At 35.7% G+C, this 17,063-nt stretch carries 13 protein-coding genes and 1 other annotated feature; of the genes, 3 read left to right on the forward strand and 10 right to left on the reverse strand.

Features of this window, described 5'->3' with window-relative positions; all coding sequences use genetic code 11:
* Positions 1-7: 7 nt before the first annotated feature.
* On the reverse strand, positions 8-1,882 hold the full coding sequence (locus tag BM183_RS13075) for a beta-glucoside-specific PTS transporter subunit IIABC (RefSeq protein WP_091687325.1): 1,875 nt from the start codon (positions 1,880-1,882) through the stop codon (positions 8-10).
* A 425-nt stretch (positions 1,883-2,307) separates the two neighbouring features.
* Here BM183_RS13075 and spoIIR point away from each other — a divergent pair, with 425 nt between their 5' ends.
* From spoIIR to BM183_RS13090, 3 genes are all read left to right on the forward strand, one after another.
* Positions 2,308-3,102: a stage II sporulation protein R gene (gene spoIIR / locus BM183_RS13080; RefSeq protein ID WP_091687326.1), complete on the forward strand. Its 795-nt coding sequence runs from the start codon at positions 2,308-2,310 to the stop codon at positions 3,100-3,102.
* Positions 3,103-3,279: 177 nt separating this feature from the next.
* Positions 3,280-4,164, forward strand: a complete 885-nt coding sequence (ispE, locus tag BM183_RS13085; protein ID WP_091687327.1) for a 4-(cytidine 5'-diphospho)-2-C-methyl-D-erythritol kinase — start codon at positions 3,280-3,282, stop codon at positions 4,162-4,164.
* 49 nt (positions 4,165-4,213) lie between these two features.
* Positions 4,214-4,789 (forward strand): hypothetical protein, encoded by a 576-nt coding sequence (locus tag BM183_RS13090; protein ID WP_091687328.1) that lies wholly within the window; start codon positions 4,214-4,216, stop codon positions 4,787-4,789.
* A gap of 167 nt (positions 4,790-4,956) precedes the next feature.
* On the opposite strand, the gene BM183_RS13095 is transcribed toward BM183_RS13090, so the two are convergent.
* The 9 genes from BM183_RS13095 to ytvI form a co-directional block, all read right to left on the reverse strand.
* The gene (locus BM183_RS13095; RefSeq protein WP_091687329.1) at positions 4,957-5,514 is read right to left on the reverse strand and encodes a DUF3795 domain-containing protein; all 558 of its coding nucleotides are present in this window, start codon (positions 5,512-5,514) and stop codon (positions 4,957-4,959) included.
* A gap of 401 nt (positions 5,515-5,915) precedes the next feature.
* Complete coding sequence (locus BM183_RS13100) at positions 5,916-7,484, reverse strand: DUF3794 and LysM peptidoglycan-binding domain-containing protein (RefSeq protein ID WP_091687330.1); 1,569 nt, start codon at positions 7,482-7,484, stop codon at positions 5,916-5,918.
* A gap of 150 nt (positions 7,485-7,634) precedes the next feature.
* The gene (locus BM183_RS13105) at positions 7,635-7,880 is read right to left on the reverse strand and encodes a Veg family protein (protein ID WP_242960992.1); all 246 of its coding nucleotides are present in this window, start codon (positions 7,878-7,880) and stop codon (positions 7,635-7,637) included.
* A gap of 463 nt (positions 7,881-8,343) precedes the next feature.
* Positions 8,344-8,760 (reverse strand): protease complex subunit PrcB family protein, encoded by a 417-nt coding sequence (locus BM183_RS13110; protein ID WP_170848003.1) that lies wholly within the window; start codon positions 8,758-8,760, stop codon positions 8,344-8,346.
* Between the two features lie 134 nt (positions 8,761-8,894).
* Positions 8,895-10,292: a PEGA domain-containing protein gene (locus BM183_RS13115; protein ID WP_091687332.1), complete on the reverse strand. Its 1,398-nt coding sequence runs from the start codon at positions 10,290-10,292 to the stop codon at positions 8,895-8,897.
* 282 nt (positions 10,293-10,574) lie between these two features.
* On the reverse strand, positions 10,575-11,702 hold the full coding sequence (locus BM183_RS13120; RefSeq protein ID WP_091687333.1) for a protein kinase family protein: 1,128 nt from the start codon (positions 11,700-11,702) through the stop codon (positions 10,575-10,577).
* Positions 11,703-12,078: 376 nt separating this feature from the next.
* On the reverse strand, positions 12,079-13,500 hold the full coding sequence (locus tag BM183_RS13125) for a CCA tRNA nucleotidyltransferase (RefSeq protein ID WP_091687334.1): 1,422 nt from the start codon (positions 13,498-13,500) through the stop codon (positions 12,079-12,081).
* Positions 13,501-13,849: 349 nt separating this feature from the next.
* Positions 13,850-15,283 (reverse strand): proline--tRNA ligase, encoded by a 1,434-nt coding sequence (proS, locus tag BM183_RS13130; RefSeq protein WP_091687357.1) that lies wholly within the window; start codon positions 15,281-15,283, stop codon positions 13,850-13,852.
* A 124-nt stretch (positions 15,284-15,407) separates the two neighbouring features.
* Positions 15,408-15,622: a binding site (T-box leader), on the reverse strand.
* 230 nt (positions 15,623-15,852) lie between these two features.
* Positions 15,853-16,917 carry a sporulation integral membrane protein YtvI gene (gene ytvI, locus BM183_RS13135; RefSeq protein ID WP_091687335.1) on the reverse strand — a complete coding sequence of 355 codons (1,065 nt, stop codon included), beginning with the start codon at positions 16,915-16,917 and terminating at the stop codon, positions 15,853-15,855.
* Between the last annotated feature and the right edge of the window lie 146 nt (positions 16,918-17,063).

A 17,063-nucleotide genomic window follows, 5' to 3' on the forward strand; every position in this document is an offset into this window, starting at 1 on the left:
GGCCCGATTAAACCGACAGCCTGATAATATCACTGTTTATAGCAGCCCGCTCCCTTTCAATCCCAACTACGGCAGCATATTCATCCGTATTGCTTACAACAACCATAACTGAGGTATCAAAACCTGCCGCCTTTATTTTATCCATGTCAAAGGAAATTAATTTTGTACCCTTTCCGACATGGGAACCTTCTTCTACATGTTTTTTAAAATATTTACCATCCAAATTTACAGTGTCAATTCCTACATGTATGATTAATTCCGCCCCGTTATCCAGTTTCAGGCCCAGTGCATGTAAAGTCGGATAAATCATTGCTACGGTACAATCGGCCGGTGCGAGTACTTCCCCCTTATCCGGTATGACGGCAATTCCTTTTCCCAAAGCTTCCGATGAAAATACTTCATCCTTAACATTAGAAAGGGCGACAGCCTTCCCTTCCACCGGTGAGGCAATTGTTATATCCGTATCTTTTGGAATGATTACATCCTTAGTTTCTGGTTTTGATATTGTCCTTTTTCCTGTTCCCAAATCGTCAAAACCGACAAAATAAGTTAAAATCGCAGCCCCGAAAAAAGCCACCCCGATACCAATCAGGTAAAATAAAAATTTGGTAAGTCCAAAAGCCGCATAGGTGGCTAACGTCAGGACACCGTTATTGGCAAATGCGTCACCGTACACACCGCCGGCACCCATTATGGCCCCGCCTATTGCTCCGGAGATAATTGCACATACCATAGGCTTCTTTAACCTTAAATTACACCCGTAAATTGCAGGTTCGGTTATACCGCAGACAGCTGCGGAAATGGTAGAAGATGCCGCCACGGTTTTTAAATTCCTGTCACGGGTCTTAAGCATTACCCCTAAGGCAGCTCCGCCCTGGGAAAAATTAGCCGCTCCTGCAAAGGCCAGGAGATTCTGGTGCCCGAACTGTGCCACATCATTGATACCGATGGGCAGTAATGCCCTATGGGCACCAAACACTACAAATACACACCACATGCCCCCCACAAAGGCTCCGCATAGAATCGGGCTGATATTCATCATTCCGGTATATAAGAAGTTGATTGCATTACCGATATAAATTCCCACCGGCCCGAAAACCATAAATGTGGCAGGCACCATTACAAACAGGGAAATACCCGGAACCAGTATGATTTTCAGTACTTCCGGTATGATCTTCTCTAAAAATTTCTGTATATAAGAAAGGATAAAAACACCGATAATAATCGGGATAACGGAAGAGGCATAATTTGCCTTTGTTATTTCCATTCCAAACATTTGAACCGCCTCTTCCCCTGTCATCAGGGAAACAATAGCGGGATAACACATGGTACCGCCCAGAGCCATGGCAATAAATTCATTTGCTTTAAATACTTTGGCGCAGGAATAAGCCAGGATCAAAGGCATAAAGTAAAAAATCGCATCCGTGGCCGCAAGCAGGATAATATAGGTCTGATTCACGGTAATATCCCCGCCGTTATTGGCTGCTATAATTTTGGCAATGGTTAGGAAACCCTTCATTAAACCGGAGGCTGCAATAGCCGGAACCATGGGGGTAAACATGGTGGAAACCGCAATAAGCAGACGGTTCCAAATATTACCCTTCACAGGTTCTCTTTCTCCGGAATTATTTTCTTCCAGGGACAGAAAAGGCAGCAGAGCATCATATATTTTTGTTACTTTGGCTCCTAATACCACCTGGAACTGCCCGCCGCTTTCCATAACGGAGATCACCCCTTCCAGCTTTTCCGAGGCAGCCTTGTCCGCTTTCCCGGAATCCCGAAGAACAAACCTTAATCTTGTAAAGCAATGGGTCAGTTCTTTTACGTTGGACGGGCCGCCCACACTATCTAAAATATCCTTTGCTATCTTATTATAATCCATAATTTCTTCCTTTCAAAGGTAATTATTCATTCCACTAATTGGCCGGTTAGGGAAAAGGTGCACACAAAAAAAGATCCAATTGAAACGGAATCCATTGAAAAAGCACTGCTTTCTCCAGAACGCTTCAATCCGATCTTGCCTGCACTACCAGTAACACGTCGTCTTACTATGTTGTTTACAACTACGGTTAGTATATCATACTTCTATCCGGGAATCAATAGTAATTTTTTAGGATTTTTACAATCTAAAAAAGCTTTCCTCTTCCTGTTTATCTGTCCGGTTTCTGGTAATACTCTAGTCAATAGATTAATCCATTTATAAAAGATAGGAAATTTAAAGATACCGCAAAGCGGCATCATGTTTGGAAGATTGAAAGAAAATCTCAAAGCAATTCTTTCAACCTGTGAAAGGAGCTAGGTTATAAAATGAAAGACCATTACCCACATAAAAAAAGAAATCTTTACTGTACAACGGATCATATGTTCCAAAAAATAATCCCATCTTGCTTAATACTAATCATAACTATATTCTATATTATTTATCACCTTCAAAATGAAGGCATGATATGGACGGAACATACTTCCTTTAAACAACAGGATTCCATTTCCACCAACATACATAACGATGTCAGTCAAAGTACCGAAACAGATAGAGAATTACGAATTCAACAGGGTATCGCACAGGAAATACTACGGTTCCATGTTATTGCAAACAGTGATTCCGAAGAGGATCAGGCATTAAAGCTAAAAGTAAAAGATGCCGTTACAAGAGCTCTTCAGCCTAAATTAGATAAAGCAAGTGATATTACCGAAGCCAGAAATATATTAAGTGAAGAATTATATCATTTAGAGGAACTCTCTGATAAAATCATTCAAGAAAATGGTTTTACTTACACAGCTTCCGCCTCTATTGAAAAAGGATACTTTCCACTGAAGGTATATGGCGACTTAACCCTCCCTCCCGGAGAATATGAAGCGGTAAGAATAGAACTTGGTTCTGCTACAGGAAGAAACTGGTGGTGCATTATGTTCCCTCCTTTGTGTTTTGTGGATGCTACTTATAATGTTATCCCTGAAAGTTCCAAAGAGGAATTAAAATATGTTTTAACAGAAGAAGAATATGACTCTATATTCTCTAATAAAAACGACAAAGAAAAAGTTAAGGTAAAGGTAAGCTTTAAATTATTCTCCTTCTTAGATAAATGGATAGATAACAAATAAAAACAAACAGAATGTAACCATAAATTGTAACTATTGCAAAATAGGAGGGCAATGTATATAATTAAGTTATCCTTTAATTTTATTGGATATATAATGCATAAAATAAATCATATTTTAACATAGAGGCTGTGGTAAAACATCAACAGCCTTTTTTAGAGAAGAAAACAGGAGTTGCCTATGGATACTGTAAGATTAAAAGCTTATGCAAAAATAAACCTTGGTTTGGATGTTATCAGAAAAAGAGAAGATGGATATCATGAAGTCCGCATGATTATGCAGACCATTGGCCTTTACGACAAAATCTCCATAAATCCCACCAATAATCCATCTATAAAAGTGAAAACAAACCTTCACTATTTGCCTACCGATAAAAATAATTTAGTATATAAGGCGGCTGCTTTAATGAAGGAAACTTACCAGATCAAGGATGGCGTTTACATCCATTTGGAAAAACGAATTCCTGTAGCCGCAGGAATGGCCGGAGGCAGTACAGATGCAGCCACCACTTTATATGGTATGAACCGATTGTTTCATCTGAAATTAAGCAACGAAGAATTATTAAAACTAGCTGTTCAAATCGGAGCAGATGTACCTTATTGCGTAATGAGAGGTACCGCATTGTCGGAAGGAATCGGAGAAATACTTACACCCCTGCCCCCTTTCCCTTCCTGTCACGTACTTATTGTAAAGCCTAATATTAATGTATCTACAAAATTCGTATATGAGAATCTGCACTTAGACTCTTCTACCAATCATCCGGATATTGATGGTATTATGAAACACATAAAAGAACAGGACCTTTACGGTGCTTCAAAACTTTTTGGCAATGTATTAGAAACGGTTACGGAAAAAGAATACCCTATTATTAATGATATAAAAACCAGAATGCTGGAAAATGGAGCCATCGTGTCCCTAATGAGCGGCAGCGGACCAACTGTATTCGGTTTATTTGATGATATAAAAACAGCGGAAAAGGCTTTTTACGATTTTAAAGTAAGCCCATTAGGCAAACAAGTTTATTTAACTAACCTATTTCAACCAGATGCTAATAAATTTGTATGATACTTCCGATATAAGGAATACAAAGTATTTTACAAAGGAGGTTACGTTAATGAACGTTAATGGAGTTTTAAGATCCACTTCAGTTGAAAGAAAATCAAGTACCCCAAAATCAAAAGAAGTACCAACAGCCAAAGAAGAAAATCAATCTTCTGCTGCCATTTATGAAAAAGGGGACAGTAATACACAAAAAGCATCTTATACCCAAGACACTGCAACCATTGATAGATTAAAAGCAGATCTGGAAAAGAGAGAAAAGCAATTAACTGACCTGGTTAAAAAAATGCTTCTTAAGCAAGGTCAAACCTTAGAAAGCACTAATATATACCACCTATTAAGAGAAGGAAAAGTTAATATTGATCCTGAAACTGCTAAACAGGCACAAAATGATATCAGCGAAAATGGCTACTGGGGGGTTGAGCAAACCTCCGATAGATTGGTTTCCTTTGCCAAAGCCCTAACTGGCGGAAACCCCGAAAAAGCCGATGAAATGATAGCTGCCATCCAAAAAGGCTTTGAAGCAGCTAAGAAAGCCTGGGGCGGAGAGCTTCCTGAAATCTGTAAGAAAACGATTGACTCTGCCATAGAAAAACTCAATGCTTGGAAAAGCCCTTCTGCAAAAGAGTAGTATTTTAGTCTCAGGACCCGTTGCCAATTAGAGGTTATTCAGACCAACAAGAGTATGGGATGTGTGGGTCTTGTTCCACACATCCCATACTCTCGTTGGTCAAGGTAGTCTTATAAGGGCAAAGCTGTTTTACTTTATAAGGTCTAGCTATAATTACAACTAATCAATTATGTTTTAGATGGTTTCTTATTAAGTTTCAGTACAATGTTTTTCTCTTGTGCTATTGTTTGGAAAAGTTTGACAGCAATAGCAGCTTTTTCTTTAAGAGCTAAATCTGTAGAAGTAGTACAAATCTTAATTCTATCAACAATTTCTCTTAAATCTTGAATATCCAAGAGATTCACAGCAATACAAAAGAAGCTTTTTCTCCGCCCATCGTTATAATTTTCCAGTAAATATTTAAGTATATCATTCTTTTCTGTCAACTCTAGATGATACTTTTTCATACCAATTAACTGTGCTTTTTCCATATCTTTCAGCTGATTACGATGTGTAATAAAAGAGTCAAACTCATCTATACCATTGTACTTTTCACAAGGATATTCTATACATTGAAAACAGTATTCTATATTTTGATGCTGTAAACTACACCTTGCAATAGGGCATCCTTGATTACCTTGCCCGCCACCACAACCGGGACAATAATTATCCAACTTCATTACACATAGAGTACAATTAAGTCCACATAAAGAAAAAAGTAAATCATTCCTATTAAACCCTTTCACAACACCCCTCCTTGATGACTATATAAATTCGCTTCGTATCCAATTCTTATTTCACAAAAAATTATACCACATTTTCGGTTATACTTAACAGTGCTTTATGTGGAAGTATGACAAGAAATAAAGTATAGTATTTTTGATGAAATGGTAGTTGACGAAGCGTTTTTATACATATGTTGGTTGGAGAAGAATAAAAACCCCGTTCTATGGTACGGAAATTGAAATAGGGATACACTGCTTTGCCCTCAATAACTTAAATGGAATTTTGAGAATAGGGAATATAGGTTTTTTGTTCCATAGGAAAATTCTATGGAACAAAAAACCTATATTCCCTATTCTCGAAGTTCTACACTACTATTAAGTATACAAAGCGTACGTTCGCTAATAATCTAAATTTCCCTTATCTATATCAGTTTATCGACTTTTTTCATTATAAGGAGTTTGTCACCAAGTTTAATGTGGTCGCCTTCCAATCCGTTTAGTTCTTTGATCTTGTCAATAGTAGTATAATATTTCTTAGCAACGTCCCATAAAGTATCGTTGCCTTTTACTATGTAGCCTACAACGCTTGGCATAGACTGGAACATTTCATAGTCCAGGCCTGACACTTCAATGTCAGTAATAATAGGCTCTTGTAACACATCAAATACAATGGTATTTAAACCGATACCAGATTTTACTTCTATTTCTTCACTGTCCAGCATCATAACACTAAGCTGCTCTAAGCCTGATTTAACCTGATAAATGCTGGATGGTTTTATATCTTTTACATCAATTACCTGTGTAAATGGTATTAAGCCTTTTAATACATTTAGAGGTCTGTTATCATCAGCACATATGTAGAGAATCTGAACTTCCAGCACACCGTTTACTTCTAATCCGTTATCTACCAAATTGATCTCATCCATTTTCACTTCTCCGGAGGCATGGCAGATTTGAAGTATTCCCGGTTGATTATTCGTTACTTTGATTCGGTCATTTACTCTGACTTTACTGTTGTTTTTAACTAATAAGTTTTCATAATGTGCATCTTTTCTAATAGGAGTCAGTTCTTTAGAAGGAGAATAAACGTCATGTAACATTTCCAGTTCTTCTTCTTCGTATATTTTAATATCCATTTCAAGAACCACTTCTAAATCTATGATTCTTTCTTCTCCGTCCACATCCGGCATAATTTCCAGATTCTTATTGGCAATTGAGAATCCGATGTTATCAATCATATCTTCTGTACAACCGTTGCAGTCAATGGAGGCGCTAAAAGGAAGCTCTGTCTCTAAATATTCAACAGGATTTTCTTCGTCTTCACTTGCATAAATAACAAATACTACTATTTCACCCTTAACCATAAACTTGTTATCCTGAAGCCTTACTTCAGGATTTCTTAATTCAACTTCATTATATAGATTTTGCGATATATTACTTTTATTGGACGGAAGATGGATTTGATCTTTAATGCGGTAAGTGTCTTTCTTATCAACCGCTACATCTGTTACAGTTATATTCTTTGTTAAAAACTGAACATCATCATCGCCTTCAATGGATATGGCAGTTGCTTCGTCATATAATTCTTCCACTATAACTGTAAGCCGGAGTATGGATCTTACGCTGATTTTCCTTGAATTAATCAGTCCCATTGAAAGGTCTTCCAATTCCCAGGTGACTATCGCTTCATCGCCAACACAGGCATCATCTAATTGTATTACTTCATCAAAAGGTACTTCTCCTGAAATATTATGTATCGGTCTTCCATTTTCTTCGGATAAATATAACATATTAAAGCAAAGGGAGCCCTTTACCATTAATTTACCATTTAACATTTTTACATCAGTAATCTTAATATCCCCTTGTTCTTTAATTATTTTATAAATATCAGGTTTGACATCCGGAACATTAAAGTCGTCATCCAAAGTTAGCTGAAGGCTGCTTCGACATTTTATTTTATTCATGTGAATATTTTTCTTAATCAGCTCCACAAAAAATCCCTCCTTGTCTTATACCATATCTTATTCACAAGGAGTAATATTTATGTATAAGAATTACACTGCAAATGAATAAAAAAATGCCTGGGGCTGTTGAAACAATAATAGTTTATTGTTTGCAACAGCCCCAGGCGTTCTATACTTTTATGAACAAAGCATCATCTGTACATCTTTTGTCAGTACATCGGTATAACTAAAAGTCATAGTTTTTACCGAATCGCTATTTCCATCATCAATTGTAATTAAAAATATACTTGGATATGTTTCAGAAATAATACCTTCTGTAATGTCAATTTTATGTCGGCCCTTGTTTGCTTTTATCTTAACTCTTCTTCCAATGTTATTTACTACTTCTCTACGAACTCTGCTAACATCTGCTTGCTTTATCATATAATAGCCTCCTTGCTAGTGGTAACTCTGTATCACCAGGTTATATTCTATCTATTATAACCATTTGAACAAGTGTGTCGAAAATGCAACTATTGCCACTATACCATAAATTTAATGATTTGTCAATGAATTTTCAGACAATTCAATAATTTCAGCCAACTTGCGTACATAAATTTAGATAAGTTTTTATAATTTTCTTTCCTTTTTTAGTGGAATATCCAAACGAAGTTTCTGCTTCTGGAGAAAAATAGCATAAATAATACACAAACTTTCTCAAAATTTCTTTACAGAAATATACAATATATACATATTTCTCTTCTGTCAACATTATTTTATTATTAATTTATGAGAAATAAGTGGAAAGATTTAAGAATATTTTTATTGTCCTTCAGAAATACTAAGCAGTTAAGCTGGCATTTCAGAAGGACATGATTTGAAAAATAGAATATTTATAAGTAGAAGTTTAATTAAACACTACCGGCTTATCTAAAAACTCGGTTTTTACTACAACATAGGGATATGTTGTCGCATTGGCTACGAATTCGTCTTGTGACGGGCCAATTAAATTAGTATCTATATATATGGCATTGGAGGTTAAGAATAGTTCATCCACCGATATACTATATCCGCCGGTGGACTGCTCACCATATCCTACTACTATGTATAAAAAATCTGTGTTTTTATAATGCATTTTAAAGGGCTGTGCCTTCTTTTCATTAATGATTTCCATTAACGGTTCAGGAACATCTGCATCCTCTACAACTGTAAACTCCAGGTCTCGAATTTTTTTCACATCCGTATTTTCCCCTTTACATGAAGTAAATATCAAACCTGCTCCTATCACTCCTAATAGTAATACTATCATTTTAAACCTTTTCATTATTTCCTCCAAAGGAATTCCTCATTTCATTTTATGATGTATGGTATAAAATCATGCGGAGTTCCTTGGGAGATTCTTTAGAAAATATATAACATTCTTTGATTACCTTCTTTTATTTATTAATCTCCCACTGTCTACTGTTTTAACATTTCCGGAAAATTAAAATATGCATCCTCACCATCATTGGTAGCCTCAATGGTATAGGTTTTGGTTTCGTACCCGCTTTTTATCAGAGTAATATAATGATTACCGGTTATTTTGGGGAAGCTTACCGGTGCAATACCTTTTAGCTCTCCATCCAGATATACGGAAGCACCCTCCGGTTCTAATACATAGATGAGCTGACCGGAAACCTGTTTTCCTCCTTTAGAACTTGGTCTATCATCATCGGAATTCCCGGTATCTCTTTCTTCTCCGTTATCTGTTCGGCCTGAGGTGTAGCCGTCGGAATCATCCAAATCCTCAAGGGGAACCTCTAACTCAATTACAATGTTTTTACTTGCTTCGTCCACTATGATGGTATTTTCATAGGTTTCGTATCCTTTAAGGATAACTTTGGCCATATGTTCTCCATATTCTAACTTAATTGGTTCATTATAGGATTGAATTACATCATCTATGTATAATTCTGCCCCTTCCGGTAAGATCTCAAAGGATACCAAACTGGACTTTACCGCAGGCTTTCTATATTCACCCATATTTAGCAAAACATTTTCATCCCTTTTTAGACGAGCAGTTTTGGTACCTGCTAAACTACCATTTTCCAAGGTAACCTCATATTCACCTTCTCGGACAGTAACAACCATATCCTCAGTGATTGGTAGAATGGCGTCATTACCTATATACGCAATTCCTCCTATAAAATCTTCATAGTCTTCAAAGGTTATGGTTCCGTGGCCTTTCGTTATCTGAATAGAAAAAATCTCTCTGTCAAAGCCTTTTATAGTCAGCAAGTCTTTTTCGTGCAGATCTTCCGGCTTCAAGAAAGTATCTTTGCTGAGTATACTAATATTCCTGTCATATTTATATTTATTGTCTCCGATGGAAAATATTTTATTAATGGTATCTATTCCCCAATTACTTGCATTCTTATATTCCCAGGTCTGGTTAGATATTTGAAGCTTAACCAGCCCAAGGTTATCCATATTGTAATAAGCATCTACCAGCTCTCCTAATTTCAGTTGCTCTAATACTAATGCCTGTTCATACTTATCATATATAATGGTTCCGCTGTTATAATTCACAACAATATCTTCTTTCTTTTTCACATCAAATAAAGTGATACTGTTGTTTTCCCGGTTCACTTCTTTTAATACACCTATTATTTGTTTATCAAAATCCAGACTGGCTGTTTGTTCTTCTCCATCAGACTCTTTACCAGCTGAAAGCAAGGTTTTCGCACTTCCCCTGCCTTGTCCTTTAGGAATCGCCATAAATGCAGCCACTATAATAATAAAGCACCCAATTCCTAAAATAATTGGAAATCCCTTTTCTATCCCTTTCGTTTTTTCGTTAAAGTAATTATTATCCATATACCCCTGGTTTACCTCTCTTATCCTATGTTAGCGTTATCCTGGTACTATTTTATACTTTTTTATTATTATAGACTATCCCAATTATTAATTCAATGATAATAATGTACCCATAAGCAATTTTTACCATGGAGCCAATTCCATTAAGCATAAATAACTATTTGCTGAAGTTACAATCTTAGGGAATATTTTGACTCAGGATAATTTACAATAAAGGAAAATGCTGTTACAACCCAAGGGGCAACAGCATTTTCCAGAAGTTTATCTATATACTATTTATAATCAACAAAATGTCCGCTCCAAACAGTCAAGAAATTGTCTCTTTCTATCCTTTTGTTCCACAATTCCAATTAATTTTTGAATATTTCTTTGAGGTACCCAGGACTTTTTACTATTATAATAGAAATTCGTAATCTTCCAGAACTTTTCTGGATATAACAGTAAAATATATAACAGTTTCTGTTCATCTCTGCTTAAAGGAAGTATATTATTATATGCTTCTAATATCATGCTTCCAAAATCCAAATCCCAATCATTCTTCTCCATTACTTTTCGCATAAACTGGTATAAATCAGTAATTTGAATTCCAACATTGGCTTTGTCAAAATTGGTTGTTGCCATATTGGTATTTATGGTCGGGCTTCGAAGTCCTGCTGCGGATAACCCCTCTTTGTGTTCTTTATATGGGATACTATTTAGCTCATTGGCTTTATCCCAAATAAATGGATTGTTCTGTTCACAAGACATCCGATTTGCCTTAAGCATAATTACATTATGATACGTGTAGCTTCCATGACATATATGCCTGTTTAAAGTGGCTTCCTGAAACATATTCTTGTAATTAGAGTTCTCCAGCAGCTCAGTTGCTTCCAAGGCCTCCTGGTAAAAATCATCATAACAATTCATATAACACATCTCAAACTCGTTTTTTTTTCTTTTATCACGAATATAACTTCTTACCCTCTTTAGTTCTCTGTTTCTTTTTTCAAACAATTCAATAAGATTTCCACTTGAATTGTATAAGACCTGTTCCTCACTTAAGTTAACCTCACGTAACAAAGAATGGATTACCCCAAGGTTCGTTGCGGCATCCGCTACATCAGCTTCATCTCTTAAGTTACACTCTTCACCTGGAAACCAGTTTTTTAATACATATCGATTATTCATAGAATCCTCAGTGATAATCTCACCGGCGGCATTTCGTACATATAAATCAACATAAGGGTAGTCTTGTTCCCTTAATTGCTCAAGCAAAATATTTTCAAATTCTACGCGGTTTTTAGAGCTCTCAAAGCTCTTCAATAGCTTGAGTCCCTTATCCGTCTCTAGGATTAATGCCCCCCTGATTCTATACGTACTATAGATTTTTATATTATATTGCCGAAATACCTCTTGGTTTTTATCCTCCATAGGAAAGCCTCCTGACCCAAACTATTGCACCGCCCCAAAGGGGTGTCTCTCTCTAATCCTATGATAAAAGATTATATTTCATGACAGGAAATGCTTTGATTTTAATAAAAAATCAAAGTAATTCTAACTCATTATGAATTATCCAGAGGTTTACTGTTTGGGTTAAAAGGTACATGTTTTATAAATATTCTTATACTAAGATGGTTAAAGAAATGTATAAAAAGTCTTCGCAAAAGTTTTTATATATGTGTTTTTGCGAAGATCTTTTACCTCATTTATACAAGATTAATATTATATTTTATCTAAGTTATAGAACCTCTCTATTCCTTGTTTAAACATTGAATTTATGGATTTTTAGTAAAGTTTTAATTATAAATTAGCATTCATCCTTTAAATACTTTTGGGCAATATCAATCAGCGTCTTTCTCTCATTGTATTCCGGTTTTTCTAAAACACAATCCAACAGTTTATTTAAAATATCTCCAATCTTCTTACCAGGTTGGAGCCCCAGGCTAATCAGGTCTTGCCCGTTAATTGCAAGCATCTTTAAATTAATGCATTCCTTTTTCTCATGAATTTCATAAAACAGTGTCTCCGCTTTCGTTATACTGGTAAGCTTGTCTTCCCATGTATCCGGGTTTTGAGCCAGAACATCCGCTCTCTTTACTTCAAAAAGCAATTCCATAATATCTTCCCCGATTTTATTTATTGCCTTTCTCATTCCTGCCGGGGTAAGAGAGAAATCATAATCATGCCATTGTACCAATCGAACAACTTTATCCAAGGTTTCATTATCAAATTTTAGCCTTCTTAATACATTTTTTGCTGTTTGAGCTCCCTTTTCCTGATGGCCATAAAAATGATCTTCTCCGTCTTTTCCCCTAAACTTACAACTTGGTTTTTCAACATCATGAAGAAGGAGGGTCCATTTTAGAATCAGTTTGTCCTTACTTTGAAATTCATGAAACTGCCTTGGGAGTCTTAATTCCTTCCACTGCTCCATAGCAGAAGATTTATCTTTTGTTTTCCCTACTGCTTCAATTCCTTTTACTGTATGGACTCCTACTGAGTAAATATGATGGTGATTATACTGCCCTGTAGCCATCATAATATCAAATTCCGGCAGTATTACTTTCGTAATGCCGGTTTCATACGCAATAAATAGTTTCTCCGGATGATCGGATAGCAGTAATTTATTCAGTTCTACCCGGATTCTTTCTGCACTTATATTTTTTAAATGTTCCTTTTTCTCTTTAATAGCTTCTAAAGTCTCTTTTTCTATCTCAAATCCCAATTGGGCAGAGAATCGGATTGCCCTTAAAATTCTTAGGGCATCTTCATCAAACCGGTCTCTTGCACTTCCTACACACCGTATAATTCCATCTTCTATATCCTTTAATCCACCGAAAATATCTACCATGCCGCCCTTTCCATTATAAGCCATAGCATTAATGGTAAAATCTCTTCTTCTTAAATCTTCCGCCAGGTTTGCCGTAAACTCTACTGCTTTTGGATGCCTGTTGTCCTCATATTCTCCATCGATCCGATAGGTAGTTACTTCATATCCTTCTTTCTCTAACATAACCGTAACCGTACCATGTAAGATACCGGTATCAATTGTTCTGTAAAATATTTTCTTTACTTCTTCCGGTTTTGCCGAGGTGGTAATATCCCAATCCTCGGGTTCTTTTCCCAATATCGAATCCCGAACGCAGCCGCCGACAGCGTAAGCTTCGAAACCATGTTTCATTAATTGATTTATAATGTAATCCACCTTCTGTGGCAACTGTATCTTCATGAAAAACCTCCATTACTGCATAGGAATCCTACCTTTCATTATTTATATTATAGCCTAAGATGAAATCTATAACAATATTTTTTATATTTCTGCAAATGTTTATATTATTGTAAATGTTTATAATACTAATATTAATATTCCTATAGCTTCTTATCTATATATAATCTCTTTTTAAACCCCACTAAAAATCCTCTCAAAAAACCAAATTCAAGCTTTTTGAGAGGACTTTTTAAGTTTTATTATTAAGATAAGTATAAAATTCCCTTATTCCTAAGACATATGATATTTCATATAGGTTTCCCTTTATATGCATCCTGAGAAATATACAACGTACCAGGTATTTGTGATATTAATAAGCCTTGCCCCAGTAAACCATTGACTTAGCTTTTTTACCGCAGCATACACAAGTGTCTGCAACTTCTTCCTGTTCAAATGGTATACATCGGGAAGTGGCTCCGGTTTCTTCTTTAATTTTGTCTTCACAGGTTCTGTCTCCGCACCACATGGCTTTTACAAAACCAGGTTTGTTCTCAATGGAAGATTTGAATTCTTCATAGTCAGCTGCAGAAGATGTATGGGCATCACGATGTGCTCTTGCTCTCTCTAGCATTTCTTTCTGCATAGTTTCAAGAACCTCACCCACTGTTACCTCAATAGTATCTAAGGAAGCTATGATCTTCTCCCTTGTATCACGGCGTACAATAACAGCCTGATTGGCTTCAATATCCTTTGGACCAATTTCTATACGAAGAGGAATTCCTCTGATTTCCTGCTCACTGAATTTCCAGCCAGGACTCTTATCGGTATCGTCTACCTTTACTCTAAAGTTTCCTAACTTCTCTTTAAGCTCAGCAGCCTTTTCCAGAACACCTTCCTTGTGCTGTGCAATAGGAATTATCATAACCTGAGTAGGTGCAATTCTTGGTGGTAATACCAATCCGCTGTCATCACCATGAACCATGATAACTGCTCCAATAATACGTGTTGACATACCCCAGGAGGTTTGATGTACGTATTGAAGTTTATTTTCCTTATCCGTATATTGGATATCAAAGGCATGTGCAAATCCATCACCAAAGTTGTGGCTGGTTCCGGATTGTAAAGCTTTTCCGTCATGCATTAAGGCTTCAATTGTATAAGTAGAATGGGCTCCTGCAAATTTTTCTTTATCCGTTTTTTTACCTTTAATCATAGGAATTGCTAATACCTGTTCACAAAAATCTGCATATACATTCAACATTTGAATGGTTCTATCTTCTGCCTCTTCTGCGGTAGCGTGTGCAGTGTGTCCCTCTTGCCATAAGAATTCCATGGAGCGAAGGAAGGGTCTTGTTGTTTTCTCCCAACGAACTACAGAACACCATTGATTATAAAGCTTTGGCAGATCACGATAAGACTGCACTATATTTGAATAAAAATCACAGAATAAAGTTTCAGAAGTAGGTCTTACACATAAGCGTTCCTGTAATGGTTCTAAACCTCCATGTGTTACCCATGCTACTTCCGGTGCGAAACCTTCCACATGATCTTTTTCTTTTTGCAATAAACTTTCCGGTATAAACATTGGCATATATACATTCTCTACACCAGTTTCTTTAAATCTTCTGTCCAATTCCTTTTGAATATTCTCCCAGATTGCATAACCGTTAGGACGGATAATCATACATCCTCTTATACTGGAGTATTCAACCAATTCTGCCTTTTTAACCACATCGGTATACCATTGGGCAAAATCTTCTTCCATAGAAGTAATTGCTTCTACTAATTTCTTTTCCTTAGCCATAACGCTCTCTCCTTTCTTAGTTCCAGTCCTGTCATAAAGAATAGTATTATTTTCAATTACTTTTTTGACATTTCTGGTTTTGCATAATGCATGTATGAAAGGCAACAAAAAAAGCCTTTCATCCACAAGGGACCGAAAGACCTCGGCGGTACCACCCTAATTAACTGCAGATCATTTCACTGACAGTTCTCTTTTCTATCCGTTAACGCCGGTTTTACGCTATATTTTCATACAGAGCTCCAAGGTAGGTTCTATAATGCTGTCAAAAGAATCTCACACCAATTGATTCTCTCTCTGAGTTGACAACTACTATATACTATTCCTTTTCATCGCTATTAGCTGTATTCACGGAATTCCTTTGTAATACAAATTAATTATTACAATTATACAGAATTTCTATTCAGATTATAATGAAGATTTTATGCTACACAAACTTTTTTGTCAAGCAAAATCTGTTAGAAACAATCCTGCTTAAATAAAAAAGTAAATTCATTAAAAATAATCCAGTAAAATAAGCGTACTTATAAATCTATGTTTTAATTATACTCCCTCTCAAGGATTAAAACCCATTAATAATTTGTTTCCTCACGATAAGCCAGCCTTATCTCAGTTTCCTTTACAATAGTAATTATAATTACAAGTCCCAAGGGTCCCAGAATAAATCCAAACAAACCGAATAATTTAAATCCAACGTACATGGACATTAAGGTAAAAACAGGCTTTATACCAATACGGTTTCCTAACAATTTTGGTTCCACAAATTGACGTACGAACATAATAATAAAATAAATAGTCATTAAAATTGCCGCTGAAAATACATCCTGATTAAATAAGGAGATAATGCTCCAAGGTATTAATATAGCACCACTTCCCAACATTGGAAATGCATCAAATAATCCAATTCCAATTCCGATCAGCATAGCGTATTTATTCTTTATAATCAACAAGCCTGCCGTACATATAACAGATATAATAGCCATTAAAATAACCTGTGTTCTTAAATAAGCCACTCCTGTTTCCGATAACTTACCGGTAATAAGATGTATGTCCTGATAAAGCACACTGCTTCTAAAACTTTTTTTATAAGCGGCTTCATCTTTCATTAATAGTAGAGCAGAAACCAGTGTAATTAAAATAATACCTATCATCCCTATAATACTAATTACAATGTTTAAACTTTTTGTGGTAATGGAAGGCATAATATCATTTCGAACTACAACAATCATGGTCTCAAAGTGATCGTCAAACATTCCTCTAACCGTTCCTAATTTCGTACCAAAAAAATTATCAAATGAATTGCATAAGGAATCAATTTTTCCAGATAATATAGATAAATAGATAGGCATGTTTTGCAATAATATTATTAACTGTTTTATAAATATATTACCCAAATAACACAAAGCCCATACTACCAGACTTCCAAGCACTCCCAAAGATAAGATTGCACTTACTACTCTTGGAAATTTTAATTTTTCAGTTAAAAATTTTACCACGGGCAATAAAATCCATGCAATAAAATATGCAATTACAAAAGGAGCAAAGAGAGGTAATATATATTGAAATCCAAAGTATACACCGATAATAGTTAAAACCATTGCAATAATTAGTTTGGTTTTATTATTTAAGCGAATCATAGAAACCTCCCTTCTTATACAAAAGAAAAAATACAGAAAGACAAATATCTTTCTGTATATATTGTTTGTAGATTATGAAATTGTATGTTAGGTGATTGCTTCATAGATTTCATAAGAATGGTGAGACAGCTTATCCCATGCAACTA

It is taken from the genome of Anaerocolumna aminovalerica (genome assembly GCF_900115365.1).
Lineage (GTDB): Bacteria > Bacillota > Clostridia > Lachnospirales > Lachnospiraceae > Anaerocolumna > Anaerocolumna aminovalerica.

Bases quoted from the DNA above. Each gene is read 5' to 3' on its own strand.
- BM183_RS13115 (WP_091687332.1), bottom strand. From the start codon at position 10,292: ATGGATAATAATTACTTTAACGAAAAAACGAAAGGGATAGAAAAGGGA.
- BM183_RS13120 (WP_091687333.1), bottom strand. From the start codon at position 11,702: ATGGAGGATAAAAACCAAGAGGTATTTCGGCAATATAATATAAAAATC.
- proS (WP_091687357.1), bottom strand. From the start codon at position 15,283: ATGGCTAAGGAAAAGAAATTAGTAGAAGCAATTACTTCTATGGAAGAA.
- BM183_RS13105 (WP_242960992.1), bottom strand. From the start codon at position 7,880: ATGATAAAGCAAGCAGATGTTAGCAGAGTTCGTAGAGAAGTAGTAAAT.
- ytvI (WP_091687335.1), bottom strand. From the start codon at position 16,917: ATGATTCGCTTAAATAATAAAACCAAACTAATTATTGCAATGGTTTTA.
- BM183_RS13110 (WP_170848003.1), bottom strand. From the start codon at position 8,760: ATGAAAAGGTTTAAAATGATAGTATTACTATTAGGAGTGATAGGAGCA.
- BM183_RS13090 (WP_091687328.1), top strand. From the start codon at position 4,214: ATGAACGTTAATGGAGTTTTAAGATCCACTTCAGTTGAAAGAAAATCA.
- spoIIR (WP_091687326.1), top strand. From the start codon at position 2,308: ATGAAAGACCATTACCCACATAAAAAAAGAAATCTTTACTGTACAACG.
- ispE (WP_091687327.1), top strand. From the start codon at position 3,280: ATGGATACTGTAAGATTAAAAGCTTATGCAAAAATAAACCTTGGTTTG.
- BM183_RS13075 (WP_091687325.1), bottom strand. From the start codon at position 1,882: ATGGATTATAATAAGATAGCAAAGGATATTTTAGATAGTGTGGGCGGC.
- BM183_RS13125 (WP_091687334.1), bottom strand. From the start codon at position 13,500: ATGAAGATACAGTTGCCACAGAAGGTGGATTACATTATAAATCAATTA.